The following is a 23,882-nucleotide window of genomic DNA, read 5'->3' as shown; positions in this document are numbered from 1 at the left end:
TCTGACGACCGAGAGCTTTTTGCCCGTCCCTAGCAACGCGTTGCTTGCCTTTAGGAAGAGTGAATCGACTCGTTTTCCCGCAAAACGTGCCCGCGCCATTTCAGCACATCGGTAAATCTACTTAGGCAAAACATTGAAAGCTTCATTCGCGGCGTTCTGTCGCAAAATGAAATCATCATTTCTCAAAATGGACTTCACGCCGGAGGCGGCCTTGGCCCGAATCTTGGGGCCAGGACCAAGACAACCTCAGCCGCCCTTGATCCGCACTCGGGCCGAGGCGGCGCGGCCCTGGTCGTCGACCACCCGCAGCTTGTAGAAGCCCGCCGCGGCCGGCCGCCAGATCACCTTGCCGCTGACCGGATCGGCGGCCAGGGGCCGGCCGGCCACGTACCAGGTCAGGTTGTCGCCGCCGGCCGCCATCACCAGGCCGCGGGCGCGGGGCCCGACCGCGTCGACCTGCACCGTGGCCCCGTCGGGCGGGAAGATCAGCCGTGGCCCGTCGGCGGCGGCCTGCAGGCGCTGCAGGGCCCCGGGCGCGGACTTTGGGGCGATCGGTCGCGGGGCGGCGGCCGGGCCGCCGATCAGGTCGGCGACGTCGAACAGCAGCGGCAGGGCCGCGTCGCGCCCGGTCAGGCCGCCGCGCGCCCCCCCGTCGGCCCGGCCGGTCCAGACGATGATCGCATGGCCGCCGACCACCCCGGCCGCGACCGCGTCGCGAAAGCCGTAGGAGGTGCCGGTCTTGAAGGCCATGGCCGGCCCGCCGCGGGTCAGGGCCGAGGGGGCGCGGCCGCGCGGGGCCGGCGCCTCGCGCAGAATGTCCAGCACCTGGCCCACGGCCTCGGCCCGGGCCAGGCGGACGCCGCCGGAGCGGGCGCGGGCCTGGGCCTGCGCCTCGGTGAAGGCCAGCGGCTTGGCGATTCCGCCGTCGCCCAGGGCGGCGTAGAGCACGGCCATGTCGCGCGGCGTGATCCCGGCCCCGCCCAGGGCCAGGGCCAGGCCGGACGCCTTGATCGCCGTCTTCGGCCGCACCAGCCGCACCCCGGCGCTCTCCAGCCGGGCGGCGAACGCCTCGGGCCCGACCTTCTCCAGGGTGGCGACGGCCGGAACGTTCAGCGAATAGGCCAGGGCCTCGCGAGCCGTGACCTTGTCGTGGAACACGTGGTCGAAGTTCTCGGGCTGATAGTCGGCGAAACGGGTGGCGGCGTCATCGATCTGGGTGTCGGGGGCCAAGGTCCCGTCGTCGAAGGCGAAGGCGTAGATGAACGGCTTCAGGGCGGAGCCGGGCGAGCGCACGGCCCGGGTCAGGTCGACCCAGCCGCCGGGCCGCTCGCGCCCGGCCGAGCCGACCAGGGCCCGCACCGCCCGGCCCTTGAGCTCGACGACCAGGATGGCAGCGGTGACGTCGGGGCCTTGCGACGCGGCGACGGCGGCGGCCATCGGCTCCAGCCGGGCCTGCAGGTCGGCGTCGATGGTCGAGACGACGCTGGGCTGGCTGGAGGGGGCGGCGGCGGCCAGCTCGCCGGCCAGGTGCCAGGTCAGGGTCGGGAACGGCGCCCGGCGCGGCAGGGGCTCGGCGTCGGCCTCGGCCGCGGCGGCCTCGGTCAGCACATGGGCCCGGACCATCTTGTCGAGCACGGCGCGGCGGGCGGCGCGGGCCGCCTCGGGGCGGCGGTCGGGACGACGGGCCTCGGGCGACTGCGGCAGGGCGATCAGTAGCGCCTGCTCGCCGTCGGTCAGGCTGGTCGGTTCGTGGCCGAAATAGGCCAGGCTGGCGGCCCGCACCCCCTCCAGATTGCCGCCATAGGGCGCCAGGGTCAGGTAGAGGGCCAGGATCTGCGGCTTGGTCAGCCGCGCCTCCAGCTGGGCGGCGCGGACCATCTCGATCAGCTTGGAGCCGAGGTTGCGCGGCCGCGGCTCCAGCAGGCGGGCGGTCTGCATGGTCAGGGTCGAGGCGCCGGAGGTGGCCCGGCCGTGCGCCGCCGCCGAGCCGATCGCCCGGACCAGGGCCAGGGGGTCGACGCCGAGGTGGCGATAGAACCGGGCGTCCTCGACGGCGATCAGCCGCTTCTGAAAGGTCTTGTCGGTGCGCTCGAGGTCGGCCCGCACCCGCCAGCGGCCGTCCTCGACCGGCAAGGCCCGCAGCCAGGCCCCGCGCCGGTCGAGCACGACGGGCGAGGACCGTTCGGCCCGGGCCATGTCCGGCGGAAAGGCGGCGCTCAGGGCGAAGAGCGCCGCCTGGACGGCGACGAAGCCGACGAGAAGGCTGGTGAATATTGCAATCCTCCCCTCCCGTTGGCGGATGGGGGAGGGGTCGGGGGTGGGGGTGACAACGGCGGTGGGGTTCACAACGGCCGCGCCTCATTCGGACACGGTTTCACCCCCATCCCCGGCCCTTCCCCCATCGAGGGGGAAGGGAGATATAGCTGGATCACCTCATTGCCCCGGTGAAATCGCCACGCGCCCCGCCGCCGACCGGGCGTTCAGGCTCGGGCGATACATGTCCTTGGCGACCGCGCCGGGCAGGAAGAACTCGCCCGGGGTCACCGCCCGGGCCACATAGGCCATGGCGAAGACCTTGTTGCCCTCCAGGTCGAGCGCGGCGATGTAGCGGTCGTCGCGGCTTTCCTGGACGTCGGGGTCGGTCAGCGCTCCCAGGAACTTGAACGGCCCGTTCTGGGCGTCGGCGGCGCCCAGGGTGGTCTCGATCTCGAAGCCGGCCGGCAGGGCGTCGTCGACCACCAGGGCGGTCGACCGGGCCTGCATCGAGCGGCCGCTGACCAGCACGATCACCCGGTCGCCCTGGCGGATCGCCGCCGGGTCGACCGACCCGCCGGTCATCGACAGCAGCCGCTTGCCCACCGACAGCCCGTTGTTCTCGGCCCCGGGCGCAGCCACCGGCGTGCCGCGGACGCTGACCGTGCGCCACAGGGCGCCCTGGCCGCGGTTGGTGAAGCGGGCGTCGGCCAGCCTGCCCACCGCCCAACGCGGCGTGCCCGCGGCCGGCGGCAGGGCCGTCACGCCCTGGGCGTCGATGGTCATCTTGCCGGACGCCTTCAGCAGCTGGCTGGCCGCGAACAGCAGCGAGGCCTGCTCCTGGGTGTTGAGGCTGTCGGGATCGCGGACCACGCCTTCCAGCCGGCCCTGCAGCTGACGGGCCACGTCCATCTGGCCGGCCTGGACCGCCAGGCCGGTGACCGCGGCGACGTCGCGCAGCGGGCTCTGGTACCAGTCGCCCTCGTCGCGCCAGCCCAGTGACCGGACCGCCTGACGCATGGCCGAGCGGGCCCGGGCCTGGTCGCCCATCAGGGCCAGCCCGGCGGCGATCTGGGCCTTGGCCAGGGGCTGGTCCTCGTCCTTCATCTGCACGTCGTGCCACCAGCGCAGCCGCGCCAGGTCGCCGCGCCCGGCCTTGGCCATCACATAGAGGGCGTAGGCGCTGGCCCGGCGGCGCATGCGCTCGGTGGCCTTCTTCGAGGCGTCCTCGTTCGACATCCACCAGCCGGGATATTCCAGGCGGTAGGACACCGAGCTCCAGCCGTCGGGGCGGCTGATCTGGCGCATGGCGTTCAGGGCCTTGTCGAGCGCCTCGTCGGGCACGGCGATGCCCTGGCCCTTGGCCTCGACCAGGAAGTCGGTGGCGTAGGCCCCCAGCCAGGCGTCGGCCTCGCCGTCGCCGACCCGCCACAGGCCGAAGGCGCCGTCCAGGGTCTGGCGGTCCAGCAGCTTGCCCACCGCCGCGGCCAGGATCGCCGGATTGCGCTTGAGCTTGGGATCGCTGGAGACGCTCTGGGCGTAGAGCAGCGGATAGGCGGTCGAGACCAGCTGTTCGGTGCAGCCGTAGGGATAGCGCTGGAGGGCCACGGCGATCGCCGAGGGGTCGAAGCCTCGGAACGGCGAGTAGCTGACCTGCAGCGTCACATCGCCGGCCGCCAGGCCCGACAGCAGCTGGGCGCTGGGAGTGTAGGTCGCGCCGGGCTGCTGAAGTTCCGTCGTCGTGCGCACCACGTCCCCCCAGCCCAGCCGGGTCTGGATCGGATAGTCCTTGGCCGTCTGGAAGCCCGGGCCGGCGACCTTGAAGCCGACCTTGCCGATGCCGGTGACGGTCGGAGCCAGGAACGGGATCTTCTCGGCGATCCGCTGGCCCAGGACCAGTCTGATCACCTTCCTGAAGGCCACGGCGACGCCGTTGGTGGCGTTGGCCTCGACCGTATAGTCGCCGGCCTTGCCCTCGACATTGTGCAGCTCCAGCGTCGCCACCGGCTTGTCGCCGGGGGCCAGGAAGCGCGGCAGGTTGAGGTCGGCGACCACCGGCTGGCGCACGGTCAGGGCCTTGGAGCCCGAGCCGACGGCGTTGTCGGTCCAGGCCACGGCCATGATCCTCAGCTCGCCGTTGAAGTCGGCGGCCGGCAGCTTGACCACGGCCTTGCCGTCCATCCCCGTCTCGACGACCCCGGACCACAGGGCCACGGTCTTGATCGGCGTCACCGTCAGCCCCTCACCGCCCAGCTCGTCGGCCCCGAAATTGACATTGGCCGGCGCGCCCATGTTCGGATCCAGCAGGCGGCCGTAGTCGTCGCGATAGTTCAGGGTCAGGGCCCGCTTGCCGAAGTACCACTTGGCCGGGTCGGGGCTGTCCTGGCGGGTCAGGCGCAGTATGCCCTCGTCGACCGCGGCGATGGTGACCTTGGCTTTCTGGCCGAAGCCCAGGCCCTGGACCTTGATCGGCACGTCGACCGGGGCCTTCGAGTCCAGCTTCACCGGCGTGCCGATGTCGACCGTCAGGCGGCGGCCCTTGGGGTCGAGCGGCACATAGATCAGGCCCAGGGCCCGCTTGGGCTTGGGCGAGCTGACCGGGTCGCGCGGCTGGATCACCGTGACCATCACATAGGCCCCGCCGCCCCAGGCGGCCGAGGTCTTCAGCTTCACGGTCGTACCGTTCTCGCCGACGCTCAAGGTCTTGAAGTCGATCAGCCGGTCGGTGGCCACGGCCACCTGGGCCTGGCCGGCATAGGGCGACTTCAGGGTGATCTCCACCGTGTCGCCCTGGGCGTAGGCCTTGGTCCCGGCGCTGACCCGCACGACGTCGGGCGCCTCGCCCTCCTTGGCCGGCGAACCCCAGCCGGACGAGAACTTGGTCACGGTCTTGGCCCCGTCCGGCCCCTCGACCACCAGGCGGTAGTCGCCCCAACCCAGGCGGCGGTTGAAGCGCGCCGGCGCGCCGACCCCGATGGTGACCGTGGCCTTGGCCACCACCGCGTCGCGGCTGGTGCGCCGCCACTGCCAGCGGCCGTCCTGCTGGAACCAGTCATAGTTCCAGTTCTCGCTGACCAGGGTGTAGGTCGCGGTCGAGGCGATGCGGGCCCCGGCGGCGTTGACCGCGATCATCTCCAGGCTGACCGGCGGATCGCCGCGCCCGGCGTCGCCCTGCTCGACCTTGACGCCGTAATAGACCGGCTTGCCGCGGACCTTCAGCTCCAGGGCCTCGCGCACGGGCCGGCCGCCGGGCTCGAACACCGAGGCGGTCACCGCCGCCACCAGCGGCTGGGCGGTGTCGCCGGCCTCGCCGGTTCCCAGGTTCAGCATGGCGTGGCCGTCGCCGTCGGTGACGGTCGTGCCCAGCTCGATGAACTTTTCGTCGAAGGGCGCCAGGTCGTCGCCCCACTCATAGCCCTTGTATTGCGGGAAGGGGTCGGTGTCGGTGCGCAGCCGCGCCTCGCCCTGGGTCTGCAGGCCCGCGCCCGGCGCGCCGTAGAGGAAGCGGGCCGAGACGTCGATCTTGCGGTCCTGGCCGGCCGCGACCGGGACGGACTCCTGGCCGGTGGCGGTGACCGCCAGCCGCTGCGGCGCGAAGTCCTCGACGCTGAAGCTGAACGACCCGGCGTCGGCCTCGATCCCCTCGATCTTCAGCACCGCGGTCCAGCGGCCGCGCGGGGCGCTGCGCGGCAGGGCGATGTCGGCCAGCACGGCGCCGGCCTCGGCCCGGCTGAACGGATAGCGCCGGAACTCCACCCCCGAGGGCCGCTTGACCAGGATATAGCCCTTGCGGTCGTTGACCGCCTTGGCCAGCCGGTCGCGGACCATGGCCGCCAGGTGCACGGTCTCGCCCGGGCGATAGATGCCGCGGTCGGCATAGAGGAAGCCGTCGATGTCGCTGGCCACGGCGCGGCCGCCGTCGGACTCGGTGCGGCCGCCGACCCCCTGTTTGGACAGGTCGACCGGCGAGCGGTCCAGATCCAGCACCGCCAGGTCGCCCTGGTCGCCATAGGCCATGACCATCTTGGCGTGGGCGGCGCCTTCGCCGTCGAGGAGGGCGCGGGCGAAGCGCACCCGGCCGTCGGCGTCGCTCTTGGCCTCGGCCAGGTCCTCGCCGTCCTTAGCCACCAGGGCCACGCGCACGCCGGCCATGGTCTTGGCGGTCTTCAGCGAGCGGACCACCACGTCGAGGGCCTCGCTGCCGTCATAGGCGACCAGGGCCATGTCGGTGAACAGGATCCAGCGCCGGGCCTGGGCCGGGGTCGGCTCGCCGTCGCTTTCGTCGTCGCGCTCCGCCTTGCGGCCGCCCGAGGCGTCGCGGGCCTTGATCACGTAGCCGCCGGGCTTCATCTCCTTGAGCACCGCGCCCAGCGGGAAGACGGTCGTGGCCTTCTGGCCGGCCTGGCCCTCCACCTTGACCACGCCCTTCCAGACCGGGCGGCCGTCCTCGTCGGGGCTGTCCTCGCCATAGTCGCTGGCGTAGTCGCCTTCGCCGGTCGGGTCGGGGGCGCTGATCGATTTGCGCACCAGGTTGCGGTCCGGCACCCGCCAGACCTCGATGGCCAGCCTGGAGACGTTCATGGTCTCCAGGGCCACGCCGTCGGACTCCTCGCGCGGCAGGATCACCCCGTCGCCGGCGAAGCCGACATAGGGCGGCTTTTCGCCAAACGTGAAGTCGACGTCGGCGTTGGCCCCCAGGGTCTCGCCGTTCCTGCCCGGCAGGCCCTTGAGCAGGGTGACGCGGTGGTCGGTGAAGCCGACGCCGCCGACGCACAGCTCGTCGTCCCTGACCCGCACGGCCGGCTGGCGGCCGATGTCGGGCGACAGCAGCACGAAGTCGGCATAGGGCTTGGACGGGTCCAGCGGCTTGGTCATCTGGACGCAGGCCATCGGCGCGGCGCCCGAGCTGTCGACCCGGCTCTGCCAGACCGCGAAGCCTTCAGGCTTGGGAACGCCGCGGCGAGGGGCGTTGGCGCCGCGCGGCTTGCCGAACAACGACCAGGCCAGGCCCTTGGGCGCGGTGGCCGTGGCCGCCGACTTGCCGCCGCCGAACCAGCCGAGGTCCGAGACCTTGCCGACCGCGAAGCCGCCGCCGAAACCGACGACCAGCGCCCCCACGGCCACGGCGGCCAGGGGCGACTTCAGGCTCGGCGGGAGCTTGGCCTTGAGGGCCGCCCAGCGGTCGGTCCAGGACGAAGGGGAGGCGGCGCGGCCGCCTTCGGGCGGAGTCTCGTCCGTCGACATCCCAGGTCTCCCCCAACTTAAGCGTGTTGAGGGGACTTGAGCCTAAGCGGAGCAAGGGGTCAACGGGTGGATGATCCCTGTTCCCTTGCGGGAGAAGGATTTAGGCGTCGAACTCGACCTGGGCGGTGGCCAGGTTGTAGCAGGCCGACACCACCTTCAGCCGGCCCTCGCCGATCCGCTCGGCCAGCAGGCCGTCGGCGACCTTCAGGCGGGCGGCGACGTCGCGGACGTTCTGGTGGATGGCGGCGTCCTGCAGGTCGGCCGGATGGCGGTCCTGGGCCTCCATCACCGCCGGCAGGATCGGCAGCACCATGTTCAGCAGCGCCCCGTGCAGCTCGGCGTGCCTGGTGGCGACGTCGACGGCCGCCCCGACGGCGCCGCACTGGCTGTGGCCCAGGACCACGACCAGCGGCGCGTTCAGGTGTTCGACGGCGTAGACGATCGAGCCCAGTCCCTCCTGGCTGACCGTCGAGCCGGCCACCCGGACCACGAACAGTTCGCCCAGATTGCAGTCGAAGATCAGCTCCGGCGCCACTCGGCTGTCGCTGCAGCCGACGATGACCGCGAACGGCTGCTGGCCGGCCGCCAGTTCGGCGATCCGCGCCGCGCCGGGCAGGGCGATGCTGGCCCCGCCGCGCGAAAAGATGGTGTTGCCCTGCTTGAGCCGGCCCAGGGCCTCGTCGGGGCTGACCCGCTGCGGCGCGACGACCTGGGCGGCCTCGACCGGCTCGGGGGCCTCCAGCGGCTTGACCTGGCCCAGCGCCTTGTCGAGCGCGGCCTTGTCCGTGGCCTGGGTCTTCAGCGCCCGACGGGTGCGGCGGCCCTTGCGGGTCAGGATCGACGGCGCGTCGCCCTCGGCCCAGGCCATGACGGGCGCGGCGAAGCCGGACGCCAGGGCGCCCAGCAGAATGCGTCTCGAAACCATCTCATCCCCCGACAAGAACAGCGGTTGTGTCGCACCACTCCTGGCAGGCGAAGGTTAACCGCGGCGCAACGGGCGGCCGATCTCAAAGCGGCAATTCGACACGTTTGACCACCGTGCGCATGGCGATGCTGGAACTGACCCGGACCACGCCGGGAATGCGGGTCAGTTCCTGGGCGTGGACCCGCTCCAGGTCGTCGACGTCGCGCACCACCAGCCGCAGCAGATAGTCCGAGCCGCCGGTCATCAGGTAGCACTCAGCCACTTCGCGGACATTGGCCACCGCCTTCTCGAAGGCGCTGAGCGTCGCCTCGGCCTGGGACGACAGGGTGACGGTGACGAAGACGCTGAGCGGCAGGCCCACGGCCCGGGCGTCGATCACCGCCGCATAGCGGTCGATGACCCCGGCCTCCTCCAGGGCCCGCACCCGCCGCAGGCAGGCGGATTCGGAAAGATTCACCGCCTCGGCCATTTCCACATAGCTGGACCGGCCCCGGCGCTGGAGCAGGTTCAGCAGCTTGCGATCGAAGGCGTCGAGGGTGACCGCAGCTTTTTTCACCGGCGAGGCTCCCTGATGCAGGATTCCTGCATATCACGGTTCTGGTCACATGAAATCCCCGGGAACCTGCATGGGTGCGGGCGTAAACCAGCGTCAAAGACCTTTAGGAGGAGATGATCATGCGCGTTGGCGTGCCTTCCGAGATCAAGCCGGGCGAACACCGGGTCGGCCTGACCCCCGTCGCCGTCCGGGAATATGTCAGCCACGGCCACGCCGTGCTGGTGCAGGCCGGCGCCGGCCTGGGCGCGGGCTATTCCGACGAGGTCTATGTCAAGGCCGGCGCGACCATCGCTCCGGACGCCGACGCGGTGTTCGCCGGGGCCGAGCTGATCATCAAGGTCAAGGAGCCGCAGAAGGTCGAGTGGGAGCGCCTGACGCCCCGCCACATCCTGTTCACCTATCTGCACCTGGCGCCCGATCCGGCCCAGACCGAGGGCCTGCTGGCCTCGGGCGCGGCGGCGATCGCCTATGAAACCGTCACCGACGCCCGCGGCGGCCTGCCGCTGCTGGCCCCGATGTCGGAGGTGGCCGGGCGCATCGCGGTGTTCAGCGCCGCCGAGACCCTGCTCAAGCACAATGGCGGCATGGGCCTGCTGCTCTGCGGCGTGCCCGGCGTGCCGCCGGCCCGCGTGGTGGTGCTGGGCGGCGGCGTCGTCGGCTCCAACGCCGCGCGGATGGCCGCCGGCCTCGGGGCCGAGGTGGTGGTGCTGGAACGCTCGATCCCGCGGATGCGCGAGCTGGACGACCTCTACCAGGGCCGCATCCTAACCCGCTATTCGACCGTCGCCGCCGTCGAGGAGGAGATCCTCAAGGCCGACGTGATCATCGGCGCGGTGCTGACCGCCGGGGCCGCCGCGCCCAAGCTGGTGCGCCGCGAGCACCTGGCCCAGATGAAGCCCGGCTCGGTGCTGGTCGACGTCTCGATCGACCAGGGCGGCTGTTTCGAGACCAGCCACCCGACCACCCACGCCGAGCCGACCTACACCGTCGACGGCGTCGTCCACTACTGCGTGGCCAACATGCCCGGCGCCGCGCCGCGCACCTCGTCCGAGGCCCTGGGCAACGCCACCCTGCCGTTCGGCCTGGCCCTGGCCGACCACGGCCTGGACGCGCTGAAGACCAACCCTCACCTGGCCCGCGGCCTTAACGTCCTGAACGGCCAACTGACCCACCCGGCCGTGGCCCAGGCCCTGGGCAAGGCTTCGGTCGATCCCTACGGGGCGTGGACGTAGCCTCCTGTGCAGTAGGGGAGGGTGAGGGATTACGCCCTCACCGTTTTGTCCCACCGTCCTGCCGGCGCTTTCTCCTCCCCCGTACAACGGGGGAGGTGGCCGCGAAGCGGACGGAGGGGGCGTCCTGCTGAGGCCGCCGCGACGCCCCCTCCGTCACGATGCGTATTCGCATCGCGCCACCTCCCCCGCATGGCGGGGGAGGAGAAAAAGACCGTCGGTCCCCGCGGTTCACGGGGATGGAGGGCGGTCGAGCCCAACGAAATCAACACCCTGCGATTTTCTCACTTTTTTCCGTCCTCACCCTCCCGGGGCGCCGCGATAATGCTCCTCACCCAAGAGCACGGGGAGGGCGCACGTACGGCGACCGCTGCGGCTTTCGGGGGTGGACGAGCGGGAAGGCTGGTCCGCCGCGTTTCCTTCGGGAGACGTCTTCGGGACGGATCGGATGCAGGCTCACCCTGGTCGTGACGAAGCTCCGGCGCTGAAGACAGGCGGACAAGCCAGCAGGTGCGAGGGGGTTACTCGCACAGTCCGGGACCGGGGCTCGCCGCCCTGGCCCGCCCGTCGGGGGCGCGAGCGAAAGCGTCCGGTAAGGGGTTAAGACCCCCGCCAGCCGGACCGCTCCCGAATAACGGTTCTGCGCGAAGCGCCTGCACTTCGTCGAAACGGTAACAACATCAAAGCTCATCCGGGCGAGGCCCGGGCGCTTCGCACCCTCCCCATCCACTCAGCGGAGTTCCGCGTGAGGCGGCGAAGTCGCGCCTGCTGGGAAAGCCCGCGAAAAATCCTCCGCCTGCGCCCATCGGAAGCCACGAATCCGGCGCCAAGCTCCGCCTCCTCCCCCGGCCTGGCTTGACGGCCTCCCGCCCAACCCGCAGAAGCCGCTCGTGACCGACACCGCCCCCCCCGACCAAGCCGCCCCGCCCGCCGACGCGCCCAAGAAGGCCGGCGGGCTGCTGAAGTCGTCGATGATCTATTCGGGCCTGACCCTGGTCAGCCGCTTCATGGGCTTCGCCCGCGACCTGGCGGTGTCCTATCGCATGGGGGCCAGCCTGACCCCGGCGGCCGACGCCTACAACGCCGCCCTGGCCTTTCCCAACCTGTTCCGGCGGTTCTTCGCCGAGGGAGCGTTCGCCGCCGCCTTCGTGCCGGCCTACGCCAAGTCGCTGCAGACCGACGGCGAGGAGACCGCCGACATCCTCGCCGCCGACGCCATGGCCACCCTGGCGGCCGCGACCATCCTGATCACCGTCATCTGCCAGCTGGCCATGCCCTGGCTGATGATGCTGATCAGCCCCGGCTTCGCTTCCGACCCGGCCAAGTACAAGCTGGCGGTGCTGCTGACCCAGATCACCATGCCCTACCTGCCGTGCATGGCCATCGTCGCCCACCTGTCGGGGGTGCTCAACGCCCGCGACCGCTTCGTGCTGTCGGCCGGGGCGCCGATCCTGCTCAACATCTTCACCCTGGCCTTCATCCTGCCCCAGACCACGGCGATCGACGCGGCCAAGTTCGGCTCGATCGGGGTGATCGTCGCCGGCGTCGCCCAGGCGGCCCTGCTGACCTGGGGGGTCAACAAGTCCGGGGCCAAGGTCCACTGGCGGCTGCCGCGCCTGACCCCCGAGGTGAAGGCCCTGATCGGCAAGGCCATACCCGGGGCCCTGGCGGCCAGCGCCACCCAGGTCAACATCTTCATCTCCGGCAACCTGGCCAGCCACGTGCCGGGCGGCCGCTCCTGGCTGGCCACCGCCGACCGCCTGTACCAGCTGCCCCTGGGCCTGGTCGGGGTGGCGATCGGCGTGGCCCTGCTGCCGCGGCTGTCGCGCGCCGTCCACTCCGAGGATCGCGCCGACGCCCAGAGCGCCATGGACCAGGCCATCACCCTGGCCCTGGCCCTGACCCTGCCGGCCGCCGCCGCCCTGGTGGCAATGCCCGGCTTCCTGTCGGACGCCCTCTACACCCGCGGCCAGTTCACCCCCTTCGACGCCAGCCAGACGGCCTCGGCCCTGTTCTTCTACGGCCTGGGCACCCCGGCCTTCGTGCTGCAGCAGCTCTATTCCCGGGCCTTTTTCGCCCGCGGCGACACCAAGAGCCCGATGCGCTTCGCCCTGGTCTCGGTGGCGGTCAATGTCGTGTTCGGCATCGCCCTGTTCCACCTGATCGGCGTCAAGGGCATCGCCGCGGCCACCGCCATCGCCTCGTGGCTGAACGTCGCCCAGATGGCCCTGGGCCTGTCGCGCAAGGGCCACTACAACCCCTCGCTCCAGACCTGGTCGCGGGTGGCGCGGATCCTGGCCGCCAGCGTCGCCATGGGCCTGGCCCTGGCGGCGGCCTCGCACTGGCGGCCGCTGATCGAGGCGCCGCTGCAGGCCCTGGGCCTGAAGGGCCACGTGATCGGGGCCAAGGAGATCGCCCTGCTGCTGACCGTGCTGGTCGGCGGCGCGCTCTATCCGCCGCTGGTCTTCCTGTTCGGCGGGGTGACCCCGGCCGAGCTGAAGGGCGTGCTGCGGCGGGGCAGGGGGTAGAGCCTTGCTCTCGTCGCCCTGGCCCGCTAACCAGCATCCATGGCTTCGATCGGTTCTTCCGCGCCGCGATGGCGCCGCTTCATCTGACCCCGACCACCGCGCTTGCGGCGCGGTTCGCGTTCTCACGCGCCCGCCATGCCCGCCACCCGTTCCAAGGCTGAAGCCATGACCGACCACACCCCCGTCGCCTATACGGGTCCGACCCGCGTGCTCTCCGGCGTCCAGCCGTCCGGCGCCCTGCACCTGGGCAACTATCTGGGCGCCCTGGTGAAGTTCGCCCGGCTGCAGCACGAGATGGACACCTTCATCTTCGTCGCCGACCTGCACGCCATCACCGTCTGGCAGGATCCGGCCCTGCTGGCCCAGCAGACCCGCGAGATCGCCGCCGCCTACCTGGCCGCCGGCCTCGATCCGGCCAAGGCCACCATCTTCCCGCAATCGGCGGTGCGCGAGCATTCCGAACTGGCCTGGATCTTCCAGTGCGTCGCCCGCCTCGGCTGGCTGGACCGCATGACCCAGTTCAAGGAAAAGAGCGGCAAGCACAAGGAGCGCTCCAGCGTCGGCCTCTACACCTATCCGGTGCTGCAGGCCGCCGACATCCTGGTCTACAAGGCCACCCACGTGCCGGTCGGCGAGGACCAGAAGCAGCACCTGGAGCTGACCCGCGACATCGCCGGCAAGTTCAACCACGACTTCGGCGTCCAGGGCTTCTTTCCGCAGCCCGAGCCGCTGATCCAGGGGCCGGGGGCGCGGATCATGAGCCTGCGCGACGGGACGGCCAAGATGAGCAAGTCCGACCCGTCGGACTACAGCCGCATCAACCTGACCGACGACGCCGACGCCATCGCCGCCAAGGTCAGGAAGGCCCGCACCGACCCCGAGCCGCTGCCCGAAACCCTGGAGGAACTGGCGACCCGGGCCGAGGCCGACAACCTGGTCGGCATCTTCGCGGCCCTCGCCGGACGGACCAAGGCCGAGGTGCTGGCCGACTATGCCGGCAAGGGCTTCGGGACCTTCAAGCCGGCCCTGGCCGAGCTGGCGGTCGACAAGCTGGCCCCGGTCGGCGAGACCATGCGCCGCTTCCTGGCCGACCCGACCGAGATCGACCGGATCCTGAAGGCCGGGGCCGAACGCGCCGCCGAGGTCGCCGCCCCGACCGTGGCCGAGGTCAAGAAGCTGGTCGGGTTCTGGGGGGCGTAGGCCGGGTTTCTTCTTCTATCGCCGCCTCTTGTCCCGAGCGCCTCGCAGGTCCATGTCTCCCCCATGTTCATCCAGACCGAAACCACGCCCAATCCCGAGGTCCTGAAGTTCCTGCCCGGCCGCGAAGTGCTCGGGGAAGGCGCGCGCGAGTTCAAGACCGCGCAGGAGGGCGACGCCTCGCCCCTGGCCAAGGCCCTGTTCCGGCTGGGCGAGGTCAACCGGGTGTTCTTCGGTCCCGACTTCCTGACCGTCACCAAGGCCGAGCACGCCGAGTGGCCGCACCTGAAGGCCCCGATCCTGGCGGCGATCATGGACCACTTCACCAGCGGCCGGCCCCTGCTGCTGGATGCGGCCCCAGGCGAGAATGGGGAAAGCGGCCACGACGAAGACGGCGTCTATGACGAGGAAACCTCGCAGATCGTCGCCGAGATCAAGGACCTGCTCGACACCCGCATCCGCCCGGCCGTGGCCCAGGACGGCGGCGACATCGTGTTCAGCAAGTTCGAGCCGGCCACCGGCGTGGTCTGGCTGCACATGCGCGGCGCCTGCTCGGGCTGCCCGTCCTCTTCGGCGACGCTGAAGGCCGGGGTCGAGAACATGCTCAAGCACTATGTGCCGGAAGTGACCCGGGTCGAGCAGACCCTCTAGGCGCCCCAGAAAAACTACGCCCCGCCAAGCTTGCGAGCGTCCCGTCGAGCGCATATTGTAACTACAAGAGTTACTAATATTGCCCTTGAGGATCGTTCATGTCCAAGCTTGACGCCGCCGCCCTCGCCCAGCTGTACACCGAGGCGCGCACGCGCCACGGCTGGCAGCCCGAGCCCATTCCCGAACCGGTGCTGCGCGAGCTGTACGACCTGGTGAAGTTCGGACCGACCGCCTTCAACTCGACGCCGGCCCGCTTCCTCTTCCTGACCAGCCCCGAGGCCAAGGCCCGGCTGGCGGCCCTGTCGTCGGGCTCGAACGGCGCGAAGATCCTGAAGGCCCCGGTGACGATCATCGTCGGCTACGACCTGGATTTCCCCGAGACCCTGGACACGCTGTTCCCCAACCTGCCCGGCGCCAAGAACTGGTTTGCCGATCCCGCGGCCAAGGAGGTCGCGGCGCTGCGCAACAGCTCGCTGCAGGGCGGCTATCTCATCCTGGCGGCCCGGGCCCTGGGCCTGGACACCGGCCCGATGTCGGGCTTCGACAACGCCGGCGTCGACGCCGAATTCTTCGCCGGGACTAGCATCAAGTCCAACTTCATCGTCTCGATCGGCTACGGCACCGACGAGAAGCTGTTCCCGCGCAACCCGCGCCTCGACTTCGACGCGGCCGCGAAGATCCTCTGATCGGGTCACGACGCCCCCTCCGTCGGGCTTCGCCCGCCACCTCCCCGGTTGCACGGGGAGGAGAGGTCGGCTTCTCCTCACCCGCAACGCGGGGGAGGTGGCGCGATGCGAATACGCATCGCGACGGAGGGGGCGTCCGGCCCTCGCCGCTGACCCCAACCTGGTGCTAGAACGCGCTCCATGACCCAGCGCCTCGCCCTGATCGCCGCCCCGCTGCTGCTGCTCGCCGCCTGCGGCCCCGCCGACAAGAAGACCCAAGCCGCCGCCCCGCCCGCCGCCGAGGCCCCCAAGTCCGGCCCGGTGACCGTGGCCGTGACGCCCTACACCGGCGGGCCGCTACGGATCCATGTCGACGGCGTCGGGCCGCTGACCGGGGCGACGGCCTTCGACGAGGCGACCATCAAGGCCCTGTTCCCGCAGGCGGTGGTCAAGAGCGCCTTCATCCATGTCGGCGAGGGCCCGCCCGGACCGATCATCACCGTCGAGCAGGACAACGTCCCGCTGCTGGAGATCGGCAAGGGCGCCGAGGGCGGCATCGGCGAGATCCGCCTGGCCGGCGGCGACGTCCGCGGCCCCAAGGACGAGACCCTGCTGACCAAGTGGCGCGAACTGGGCTTCGACCTGGCCCAATGCCGGGCCGGCCGGGACCGCACCGTCAACCAGACCGTCTGCGTGCGTCCCGAGGCCCCGACCGTGGCCTATATGTTCGGCGTGCCCGGCTGGACCAAGCGCAGCCTGCCGCCGCTGGACGTCCTGCGCGACAAGGCCCAGCTCAACGAATTCGTCTGGCGTCCCGCCGAGCAGGCCGCCGTCGGCGCGGCCTGAGCTGATGTTTCGGCGCTTCCTTCTGGCCGCGCCCCTGCTGGCGCTGGCCGCTTGTGGTCCCGCCGACAAGCCGGGGTCGACCAAGCCCGCCGCTGCGGCGCCTGCCCCAGCCCTGGTGACGCGCCGGACCGCAGACGGCAAGATCGACCGGTTCACGCCTTACGTCGGCGGCCCGCTCATGCTGGACGAATTCTCGGTCGGTCCGCTCATGGCCCAGACCGAGTTTTCGATGGAGGCTGTCAAGCCGCGCTTTCCGGAAGCTAGGGTCGAGGAAATTTACGGAGGGCAAGGCCGCGGCTCGACGTTGATCGGAATTCATGTCGATGACGGCCATGGCGGCGTAGTCACCATCTATTCCAATCCAGGTACTCGTACGGTCGGCGACATCAGCATCAGTGGAGGTTCGCCCAAGGGGCCGCGCGGCGAAACCTTGGGGTTGAACTGGGGCGACGCAGATATGGACTACAAACGCTGCAGGATAGATCAAGGTCCTGACGGCCGCATCGTGATCTGCACCCAGCCCGGCGAGCCGGTGCTGCGCTACATGTTCGACGTGCTCGGCTGGACCCAGGATACGATGCCCTCAGAGGCGATCCTTCGAGACAAGGCGATCTTGCGCGGCTTCCTCTGGCGTGGCGGAGCGCCGGCCCAATGATCCTCGCCGTCGACACCTGCCTGGGGGCCAGCTCGATCGCCGTGCTGGACGGCGGCGCCGTCCGCGCCGCCCGCAGCGAGCCGATGACCCGCGGCCACCAGGAGCGCATCGCCGTCCTGGCCCGCGAGGTCGCGGCCGAGGCCGGGATCCGGTTCGCCGACCTGACCCGGATCGCCGTCACCGTCGGCCCCGGCTCGTTCACCGGCCTGCGGGTCGGGCTGGCCTTCGCCAAAGGCCTGGCCGCGGCCCTGTCGATCCCCTGCGTCGGGATCAACAGCCTGGAGGCCCTGGCGGCCACGGCCGGGGCGACAGGCTTCGTGGCCGCGGCCCTGGATGCGAAGATGGGCCAGGTCTATCTGCAGGTCTTCGACGGGACGACGGCGCTGATGGCCCCCGACGCCCTGGAGGTCGGGGTGGCCGCCGCCCGCCTGGCCGAACTCTATTCCGGCGGCCCGGCCACCCTGGTCGGCTCGGGCGCGCCGCTGCTGGCCGAGGTCCTGCCGCAGGCGGTCGTGCTGACCCCGGCCTATGCCGATCCCGTGGCGATCGCGCATCTGGCCGCCGGCCGTCCGGCGCCGCGCCATTCGCCGCGGCCGCTCTATCTGCGCGCGCCCTACGCCGTGGCCCCGGCCGCATGATCCTGCATCCCGTCGGGCTGGAAGCCTGCTTCACCCTGGCCGACCTGCACGACCGGGCCTTCGCCCGGCCCTGGACCGCCGAGGCGTTCGAGACCCTGCTCAAGAGTCCCGGCGTGTTCGCGGTGTTGGGCGAGGGCGACCAGCCGCAGGGCTTCATCCTCTGCCGGGCGATCGCCGGCGAGGCCGAGATCCTGACCGTGGCGGTCGCCCCGGCCGCCCGCCGGCGCGGCTGGGGCGCGGCCCTGGTCGAGATGGCCGCCGGCCTGGCCCGCGAGGCTGGCGCCGAGGCGCTTTTCCTGGAGGTGGCCGACGACAACCAGGCGGCCGTCAAGCTCTACGAAGCGACCGGTTTCGACCGCGTGGGCCTGCGCAAGGGCTATTATCCCCACCCGGATGGGGCCCGGGACGCGGTGGTGATGCGTCGGACGCTTAACACCTAGGTCGCCAGCCCCTATCTTGCGCCCGAATCTTTGCCGGAGACGCCGCCGTGGACCGCCTCGAAAAGCTCTGCATCGAAAAGGGCATGCGCATGACCGACCAGCGCCGGGTCATCGCCCGCGTGCTGTCGTCGGCCGACGACCATCCGGATGTCGAGGAGCTGCACCGCCGCGCCCACGCCGTCGACCCGCACATCTCGATCGCCACCGTCTACCGCACGGTGCGCCTGTTCGAGGAGAGCGGCATCATCGAGCGCCACGATTTCCGCGACGGCCGCTCGCGCTACGAGGAAACCCCCGACCACCACCACGACCACCTGATCGACATGAAGACCGGCAAGGTCGTCGAGTTCGTGGACGAGGAGATCGAGGCCCTGCAGAACGCCATCGCCCGCAAGCTGGGCTACAAGCTGGTGGACCACCGGCTGGAGCTGTACGGGCTTCCGCTCGACGAGTGAGCGGAGACGGCCTCAGGTCCGGATGAAGTCGAGGAACACTGGCGCGCAGTCGCCCAGCTTCTTTTCCTCGTAGCGCGTGGTCACGTGGTCGGCCGGCGGGGCGTTGCGATCGGCCGCGGGGTCGGCGTAGCGGAAGGCCGGGTCGGCCAGAACCCGCTCGATCGTCCACTCGGCGTAGTCGGCCCAGTCGGTGGCGAAGCGGAAGGCCGCGCCGGGCCTGAGCACTCGCGCCAGTTCGCCGACCACCGCCGGCTGGATCAGCCGCCGCTTGTTGTGCCGGGCCTTGTGCCAGGGGTCGGGGAACATGATGAACAGGCGGTCGAGGCTGGCGTCCGGCAGCCAGGACAGCACGTCGCGGGCGTCGCCCTCGTGGATGCGGACGTTCGACAGGCCCTGCTCCTCGACGTGGCGCACGGCGCTGGCGACGCCGTTGACGAACGGCTCGGCGCCGATCACCAGCACGTCGGGGCGGCGGCCGGCCTGGGCGGCCATGTGCTCGCCGCCGCCGAAGCCGATCTCCAGCCAGACTTCCCGGGCCTGCGGCATCAGGTCGCGGGGCTGGAACGGCGCGGTCGGGATCGCCAGGGTCGGCAGCAGGCTGTCGAGCAGGGCCTGCTGGCGCGGCTTGACCGGCCGCGACTTCAGGCGGCCGAACGAACGCAGCGGGCCGTGGGGCTGTTGGGGGTTGGTCATGGCGGGGGTCTTAGCCGGCATCGATCCGGGAGGCCAGGGCGCCTGGATCGCAAACGAAAACGGGCCCCGATCAAGAGATCGAGGCCCGCTTCGTGCGGTCTAGGAGCGTGAGGCCTACGCCACGCCCTTCAGTTCGCCGACCAGGTCGGTCTTCTCCCAGGAGAAGCCGCCCTCGTTGTCCGGCGTGCGGCCGAAATGGCCGTAGGCGGCGGTGCGGGCGTAGATCGGACGGTTCAGCTGCAAGTGCTCGCGGATCGAGCGCGGGGTGGCGCCGCCGATCAGCTGCGGCAGGATCGTCTCCAGCAGGGCCGGGTCGACCTTGCCGGTGCCGTGCAGGTCGACGTGGAACGACACCGGCTGGGCCACGCCGATGGCGTAGGCGATCTGGATCGTGCAGCGGTCGGCCAGGCCGGCGGCCACGACGTTCTTGGCCAGGTAGCGGCAGGCGTAGGCGGCAGAGCGGTCGACCTTGGTCGGATCCTTGCCCGAGAAGGCGCCGCCGCCGTGCGGGGCGGCGCCGCCGTAGGTGTCGACGATGATCTTGCGGCCGGTGACGCCGGCGTCGCCGTCCGGCCCGCCGATCTCGAAGCGGCCGGTCGGATTGACCAGCCACTGGGTCTTCTTGGTGATCAGGCCGTCCGGGAAGATCGGCAGGATGTGCGGCTTGATCAGGTCGAGCACGCGCTTGGAGGTCGCGGCCTTGCCGTCGATCTTCTTCTTGTGCTGGTGCGAGACCACGATCGAGACCACGCGAACCGGCTTGCCGGACGCATCGTATTCCAGGGTCACCTGGCTCTTGGCGTCGGGCTCAAGCTCATGCAGCTCGCCCGAATGGCGCAGCTGGGCCAGGCGGTTGAGGATGTTGTGGCTGTACTGCAGGGTGGCCGGCATCAGCTCCGGGGTCTCGGTGCTGGCGTAGCCGAACATGATGCCTTGGTCGCCGGCGCCCTCGTCCTTCTTGTCCGAGGCGTCGACGCCCTGGGCGATGTGGGCCGACTGGCCGTGCAGGAAGTTGGCGTACTTGGCCTTGGCCCAGTGGAAGCCCTTCTGCTCGTAGCCGATGTCCTTGATCGCGGCCCGGACCTTGGGCTCCAGCGACTTGAGGATGTCCTTGGTCACCTGCTTGTTGGCAACCTTGTCGCCGCCCGGCTTGCCGGCCCGCACTTCGCCGGCCAGGACGATGCGGTTGGTGGTGACCAGGGTCTCGCAGGCGACCCGGGCCTCGGGGTCGACGCTCAGGAAGGCGTCGACGACGGTGTCGCTGATCCGGTCGGCGACCTTGTCCGGATGGCCTTCGGAAACGCTTTCGCTGGTGAAGATGTAGGAAGAACGGCTCAAGGGTCAGCTCCGGACATGACGCCGCCCGCGCGGACGGCCTGCCCGACGGACTGAGCCAGGAACATATAAAGATATGTTTATGTCCGCAAGCGGCGAGAGCGGCTTTCGCCGATCAGGCCGCGGCCTCTTCCTCGATCATGTCGTCGGCCATCGAGCGGACGAGATCCAGGATGCGGCGCCGAACGCGGGACTTGCCGATGCGCGGGAACAGCGCCGCCAGCTCCAGCCCCTCGGGGGTCATCAGGAAGTCGTGCACGAACTGCTCCGCGCCGTTTTCCGAGAAACCGTCGGCGTCGGTCGGATCGGCCAGGCCCTCGAAGAAATAGGACACCGGCGACTGCAGGCTCTTGGCGATCTCATACAGCTTGGAGGCGCTGACCCGGTTGGCGCCGCGCTCGTACTTCTGCACCTGCTGGAAGGTCAGGCCAAGGTCGTCGGCCAGACGCTCCTGGCTCACGCCCAGAATCTTGCGACGCATGCGAATGCGGGCGCCGACATGCAGGTCCACCGGATTGGGGACGCGGTCTTGGTCAGGAGTCGTGTTCATGCCATCGTCAATTCAGTGGAATTACGGTTTTAATTTAGCCTGTGTGTTTCAGTTCGGGTACTTTTCCAAGCCCGAACCTCTTGTCAGGGGAATCGCCGCGGCGATTGAAACCAAAAGCAGCAGCCCGAACGGCCAATGCCCAAGATGAGAAAACGGGGTCGTTCGGCCGATGGCGGGCAGGATGCCGTCGATAACCCCTGATTCGCCAAGGTTCAGCCGCGCGCCGGGCACGATCCGTCCCTGGGCGTCGATCAGAGCCGAGACGCCGGTGGGGGTGGCGCGGATGATCGGGCGTCCGGTCTCGATCGCCCGATAGCTGGCCAGGTTCAGGTGCTGCAGCGGCCCGGAGGTGACCCCGAACCAGGCGTCGTTGGAGACGTTGACGATGGCCCGCACCGCCGGATTCGGCCGGGCCAGGCGCGGGAACAGGCTCTCATAGCAGATCAGCGGTTGGACCAGCAGGTCGGGCGCGATCCGCAGCGGCGCCGGCCGCGGTCCGGTGGCGAAGCCGTCGCCGAGGTGGGCCATGCTCTTGACGCCCAGCTGGGTCAGCAGCGCCTCGGCCGGCAGGTACTCGCCGAACGGCACCAGGCGGTGCTTGTCATAGATCCCCACCACCGTGACGTCGGCGGCCTCGCGGCGCAGGACGATCAGGCTGTTGTAATAGACCGGCTTGTCGGGCGTTCCGGCGTAGCGGTAGCCGCCGATCAGCAGCAGCTGGCCCGGCTTGAGGGCGTCGACGATCGCCTGCCGCACCCAGGTTCCGGGCGCGAGATAATCGTTGATCGCGGCGGGCAGGGCGCCTTCGGGCCAGACGACGATGTCGGCGGGCTTGCCGGCATAGGGCTTGGCGGTCAGCGAGACATAGGCCTGGACGATCTGGGCGAAGCGGTCGGCGTCCCACTTGGCTTCCTGGGCGATGTCGGCCTGGACGATGCGGACGGTCGCGGGCGGCGGCGGATGGGCCGCGGGGGTGACCGCGACGGGGAACGACAGCAGGCCGTGGACATAGAGGGCCGCCAGGGCTGCGATCGCCCCGCCGACCATCCAACGGCCGCGCCTCCCCTCGCGCCAGACGGCCGGCGCGGCGGCGATCGCCAGGGTGATCCAGGTCAGGCCGTAGGCGCCGACCAGGGCGGCGGCCTGGGATGGGGCCGAACCCGCCCGCCAGGTCTCGCCCGGCAGGTTCCAGGGAAAGCCGGTCAGCACATGGCCGCGCACCCATTCCAGGATCGCGAAGGCGCCGGCGAACACCAGCACCCGCCGCACGCCGGCCGGGCGCACCAGGCGATAGAGCAGCGCCGCCAGTCCCCAGAACAGCGCCATGCCGGCGGCCATGGCGGCGACGGCGAACGGGGCCATCCAGCCCTGGTTGGCGGCGTCGACCATGAAGGCCTCGGCGATCCACCAGGTGGAGAGGCCGAAATAGGCCAGCCCTGCCAGCCAGCCGCGCAGGAAGGCCGAGCGCAGGGGCCGCGGACCGTCGATCGCGTCCAGCAGCCAGAGCAGCAGGGCGTAGCCGAGCAGGCCGGGCAGGATCCCGAACGGCGGATGGGCCAGGGCGGCGGCGAGGCCGGCCGCCAGGGCCAGGCCCCGCGCCCGCCATGGCATCAGCTTCGGAAAGGTCACGAGGCGGCCGCGCGGCCCGGCTCGGCGGCCGGTTCAGGCGCCACGGCCGGACGCACCCGCACGCGGCGGACCCGGCGCGGATCGGCCTCGACCACCTCCAGGTCGAAGCCGGCCGGATGGGCGATCACCTCGCCGCGTTGCGGCACTCGGCCGGCCAGGGCCACGACCAGGCCGGCGACGGTGTCGATGTCCTCTTCCATGTCGGGCGGGGCCAGATCGCGGTCGAGGGCGGCCTCCAGGTCCTCCAGCGGCGCGCGGGCGTCGGCCTCGAACACCCCGCCGGGACGGGCGATGATGCTGGAGACCTGGGCGTCGTCATGCTCGTCGTCGATCTCGCCGACCACCGCCTCGATCAGGTCCTCCATGGTCACCAGGCCGTCGGTGCCGCCGAACTCGTCGATGACCAGGGCCATGTGGATGCGGCTGGTGCGCATGCGCAGCAAGAGGTCGGCGGCCCGCATCGAGGCCGGCACGTAAAGGGCTTCGCGGCGCAGGCGGTGCAGGATCTGGTCGCCCGGCGCGGGGCGCTTGTCGTCGGCGGCCAGCAGGCGGAACACGTCCTTGACGTGGACCACCCCGACCGGGTCGTCCAGGGTCTCGCGATAGATCGGCATCCGCGAGTGCTCGGCCTCGGTGAACTGGGCGACCACGGCCTCGAAGGTCGACGAGGCCTCGACGGCGACGATGTCGGCCCGCGGGGTCATCACCGCGGCGACCCGCAGGCTCTGGAAGGCCTCGGCCTGGTCGACCATGTCGACCTCGTGGACCAGGCTCGGATCGGCCGGGCGCGAGGTTTCGGCCAAACCGGGCACGCCGCGGCCGGCCAGGTCCTTGCGCATCTTGCGGAAGAACGCCCGCACGCCCCGGCTCAGACGAGCGGGGGCGGCGGGCGTGGAACTCTGATCGTCGCTGGGCATGCCCGAATTGATTATCCCTGGTCGGCGGCGACCGGTTCGGCATAGGGGTCCGGAACGTCCAATCCCGCGAGGATCTCGCGTTCAAGCGCCTCCATGGCCTCGGCCTCGTCGTCGTCCTGATGGTCGTATCCTAAGAGATGAAGCACCCCATGCGCCACCAGATGTTGCAGGTGGTGCGCCAGAGACTTGCCTTGCTCTTGGGCTTCGCGGACGCAGACCCCGAACGCCACGGCGATGTCGCCGATCTGTCCCTCCGGATTGGGCGGCGAGGGGAAGGACAGGACGTTGGTCGCATAGTCCTTGTGGCGGAAGTCGCGGTTCAGCGCCCGGACGCTGTCGTCGTCGGCCAGCAGGATGACGATGCCGTTCCCGTCGATGTCCTCGTGGGCGTCCAGCACCGCCTGGGCGGCGCGCCAGACCAAGGCCTCGGCCTCGGGCTCGGCCCGGGTCCAGGCCTCGTCCTCGATCTCGATGTC

20 protein-coding genes are annotated in these 23,882 nt (G+C 70.6%); 10 read left to right on the top strand and 10 right to left on the bottom strand.

Features of this window, described 5'->3' with window-relative positions:
* Positions 1–246: 246 nt before the first annotated feature.
* The 4 genes from pbpC to ACIPQB_RS02395 all read right to left on the bottom strand — a co-directional run bounded on the left by pbpC (position 247) and on the right by ACIPQB_RS02395 (position 8,978).
* Complete coding sequence (gene pbpC / locus ACIPQB_RS02410) at positions 247–2,280, bottom strand: penicillin-binding protein 1C (RefSeq protein WP_446483974.1); 2,034 nt, start codon at positions 2,278–2,280, stop codon at positions 247–249.
* Between the two features lie 153 nt (positions 2,281–2,433).
* On the bottom strand, positions 2,434–7,497 hold the full coding sequence (locus ACIPQB_RS02405; protein ID WP_446483594.1) for an alpha-2-macroglobulin family protein: 5,064 nt from the start codon (positions 7,495–7,497) through the stop codon (positions 2,434–2,436).
* A gap of 100 nt (positions 7,498–7,597) precedes the next feature.
* The gene (locus ACIPQB_RS02400) at positions 7,598–8,422 is read right to left on the bottom strand and encodes a carbonic anhydrase (protein ID WP_446483593.1); all 825 of its coding nucleotides are present in this window, start codon (positions 8,420–8,422) and stop codon (positions 7,598–7,600) included.
* Positions 8,423–8,504: 82 nt separating this feature from the next.
* Entirely contained in the window at positions 8,505–8,978 is a 474-nt protein-coding gene (locus ACIPQB_RS02395; RefSeq protein ID WP_446483592.1) for an Lrp/AsnC family transcriptional regulator, read from the bottom strand.
* Between the two features lie 119 nt (positions 8,979–9,097).
* Between ACIPQB_RS02395 and ald the strand changes: the two genes are divergently transcribed.
* The 10 genes from ald to ACIPQB_RS02345 all read left to right on the top strand — a co-directional run bounded on the left by ald (position 9,098) and on the right by ACIPQB_RS02345 (position 18,282).
* A complete protein-coding gene (ald, locus tag ACIPQB_RS02390; protein WP_446483591.1) occupies positions 9,098–10,210 on the top strand; it encodes an alanine dehydrogenase in 1,113 nt (370 codons plus the stop codon).
* 887 nt (positions 10,211–11,097) lie between these two features.
* The gene (gene murJ, locus ACIPQB_RS02385; RefSeq protein ID WP_446483590.1) at positions 11,098–12,735 is read left to right on the top strand and encodes a murein biosynthesis integral membrane protein MurJ; all 1,638 of its coding nucleotides are present in this window, start codon (positions 11,098–11,100) and stop codon (positions 12,733–12,735) included.
* A gap of 165 nt (positions 12,736–12,900) precedes the next feature.
* The gene (gene trpS / locus ACIPQB_RS02380; protein ID WP_446483973.1) at positions 12,901–13,935 is read left to right on the top strand and encodes a tryptophan--tRNA ligase; all 1,035 of its coding nucleotides are present in this window, start codon (positions 12,901–12,903) and stop codon (positions 13,933–13,935) included.
* Positions 13,936–13,998: 63 nt separating this feature from the next.
* On the top strand, positions 13,999–14,583 hold the full coding sequence (locus ACIPQB_RS02375) for a NifU family protein (RefSeq protein ID WP_446483589.1): 585 nt from the start codon (positions 13,999–14,001) through the stop codon (positions 14,581–14,583).
* A gap of 98 nt (positions 14,584–14,681) precedes the next feature.
* Complete coding sequence (locus tag ACIPQB_RS02370) at positions 14,682–15,269, top strand: malonic semialdehyde reductase (protein WP_446483588.1); 588 nt, start codon at positions 14,682–14,684, stop codon at positions 15,267–15,269.
* A 180-nt stretch (positions 15,270–15,449) separates the two neighbouring features.
* Entirely contained in the window at positions 15,450–16,094 is a 645-nt protein-coding gene (locus ACIPQB_RS02365; RefSeq protein WP_446483587.1) for a DUF1131 family protein, read from the top strand.
* Positions 16,095–16,098: 4 nt separating this feature from the next.
* A complete protein-coding gene (locus ACIPQB_RS02360) occupies positions 16,099–16,749 on the top strand; it encodes a DUF1131 domain-containing protein (protein WP_446483586.1) in 651 nt (216 codons plus the stop codon).
* Positions 16,746–17,387, top strand: a complete 642-nt coding sequence (gene tsaB / locus ACIPQB_RS02355) for a tRNA (adenosine(37)-N6)-threonylcarbamoyltransferase complex dimerization subunit type 1 TsaB (RefSeq protein WP_446483585.1) — start codon at positions 16,746–16,748, stop codon at positions 17,385–17,387. Before ACIPQB_RS02360 ends, tsaB begins: the two co-directional genes overlap by 4 nt.
* On the top strand, positions 17,384–17,827 hold the full coding sequence (gene rimI, locus ACIPQB_RS02350; RefSeq protein WP_446483584.1) for a ribosomal protein S18-alanine N-acetyltransferase: 444 nt from the start codon (positions 17,384–17,386) through the stop codon (positions 17,825–17,827). Before tsaB ends, rimI begins: the two co-directional genes overlap by 4 nt.
* 47 nt (positions 17,828–17,874) lie before the next feature.
* Positions 17,875–18,282 carry a Fur family transcriptional regulator gene (locus ACIPQB_RS02345; protein ID WP_446483583.1) on the top strand — a complete coding sequence of 136 codons (408 nt, stop codon included), beginning with the start codon at positions 17,875–17,877 and terminating at the stop codon, positions 18,280–18,282.
* A 12-nt stretch (positions 18,283–18,294) separates the two neighbouring features.
* Here the strand turns inward: ACIPQB_RS02345 and trmB are convergent, their stop codons facing one another.
* The 6 genes from trmB to ybeY form a co-directional block, all read right to left on the bottom strand.
* Positions 18,295–18,975 carry a tRNA (guanosine(46)-N7)-methyltransferase TrmB gene (gene trmB / locus ACIPQB_RS02340; RefSeq protein WP_446483582.1) on the bottom strand — a complete coding sequence of 227 codons (681 nt, stop codon included), beginning with the start codon at positions 18,973–18,975 and terminating at the stop codon, positions 18,295–18,297.
* A gap of 114 nt (positions 18,976–19,089) precedes the next feature.
* Positions 19,090–20,313 carry a methionine adenosyltransferase gene (gene metK / locus ACIPQB_RS02335; RefSeq protein ID WP_446483581.1) on the bottom strand — a complete coding sequence of 408 codons (1,224 nt, stop codon included), beginning with the start codon at positions 20,311–20,313 and terminating at the stop codon, positions 19,090–19,092.
* A gap of 112 nt (positions 20,314–20,425) precedes the next feature.
* Positions 20,426–20,860 carry a helix-turn-helix domain-containing protein gene (locus tag ACIPQB_RS02330; protein ID WP_446483580.1) on the bottom strand — a complete coding sequence of 145 codons (435 nt, stop codon included), beginning with the start codon at positions 20,858–20,860 and terminating at the stop codon, positions 20,426–20,428.
* A gap of 48 nt (positions 20,861–20,908) precedes the next feature.
* Complete coding sequence (gene lnt / locus ACIPQB_RS02325) at positions 20,909–22,471, bottom strand: apolipoprotein N-acyltransferase (protein ID WP_446483972.1); 1,563 nt, start codon at positions 22,469–22,471, stop codon at positions 20,909–20,911.
* Positions 22,472–22,485: 14 nt separating this feature from the next.
* The gene (locus ACIPQB_RS02320; protein WP_446483579.1) at positions 22,486–23,406 is read right to left on the bottom strand and encodes a hemolysin family protein; all 921 of its coding nucleotides are present in this window, start codon (positions 23,404–23,406) and stop codon (positions 22,486–22,488) included.
* Between the two features lie 11 nt (positions 23,407–23,417).
* Positions 23,418–23,879 carry an rRNA maturation RNase YbeY gene (ybeY, locus tag ACIPQB_RS02315; protein WP_446483971.1) on the bottom strand — a complete coding sequence of 154 codons (462 nt, stop codon included), beginning with the start codon at positions 23,877–23,879 and terminating at the stop codon, positions 23,418–23,420.
* Between the last annotated feature and the right edge of the window lie 3 nt (positions 23,880–23,882).

The sequence above is a fragment of the Caulobacter sp. LARHSG274 genome, from assembly GCF_052871235.1.
Note: the sequence above shows the minus strand (reverse complement) of the source record. Positions and strands in the feature narration are given on the sequence as shown.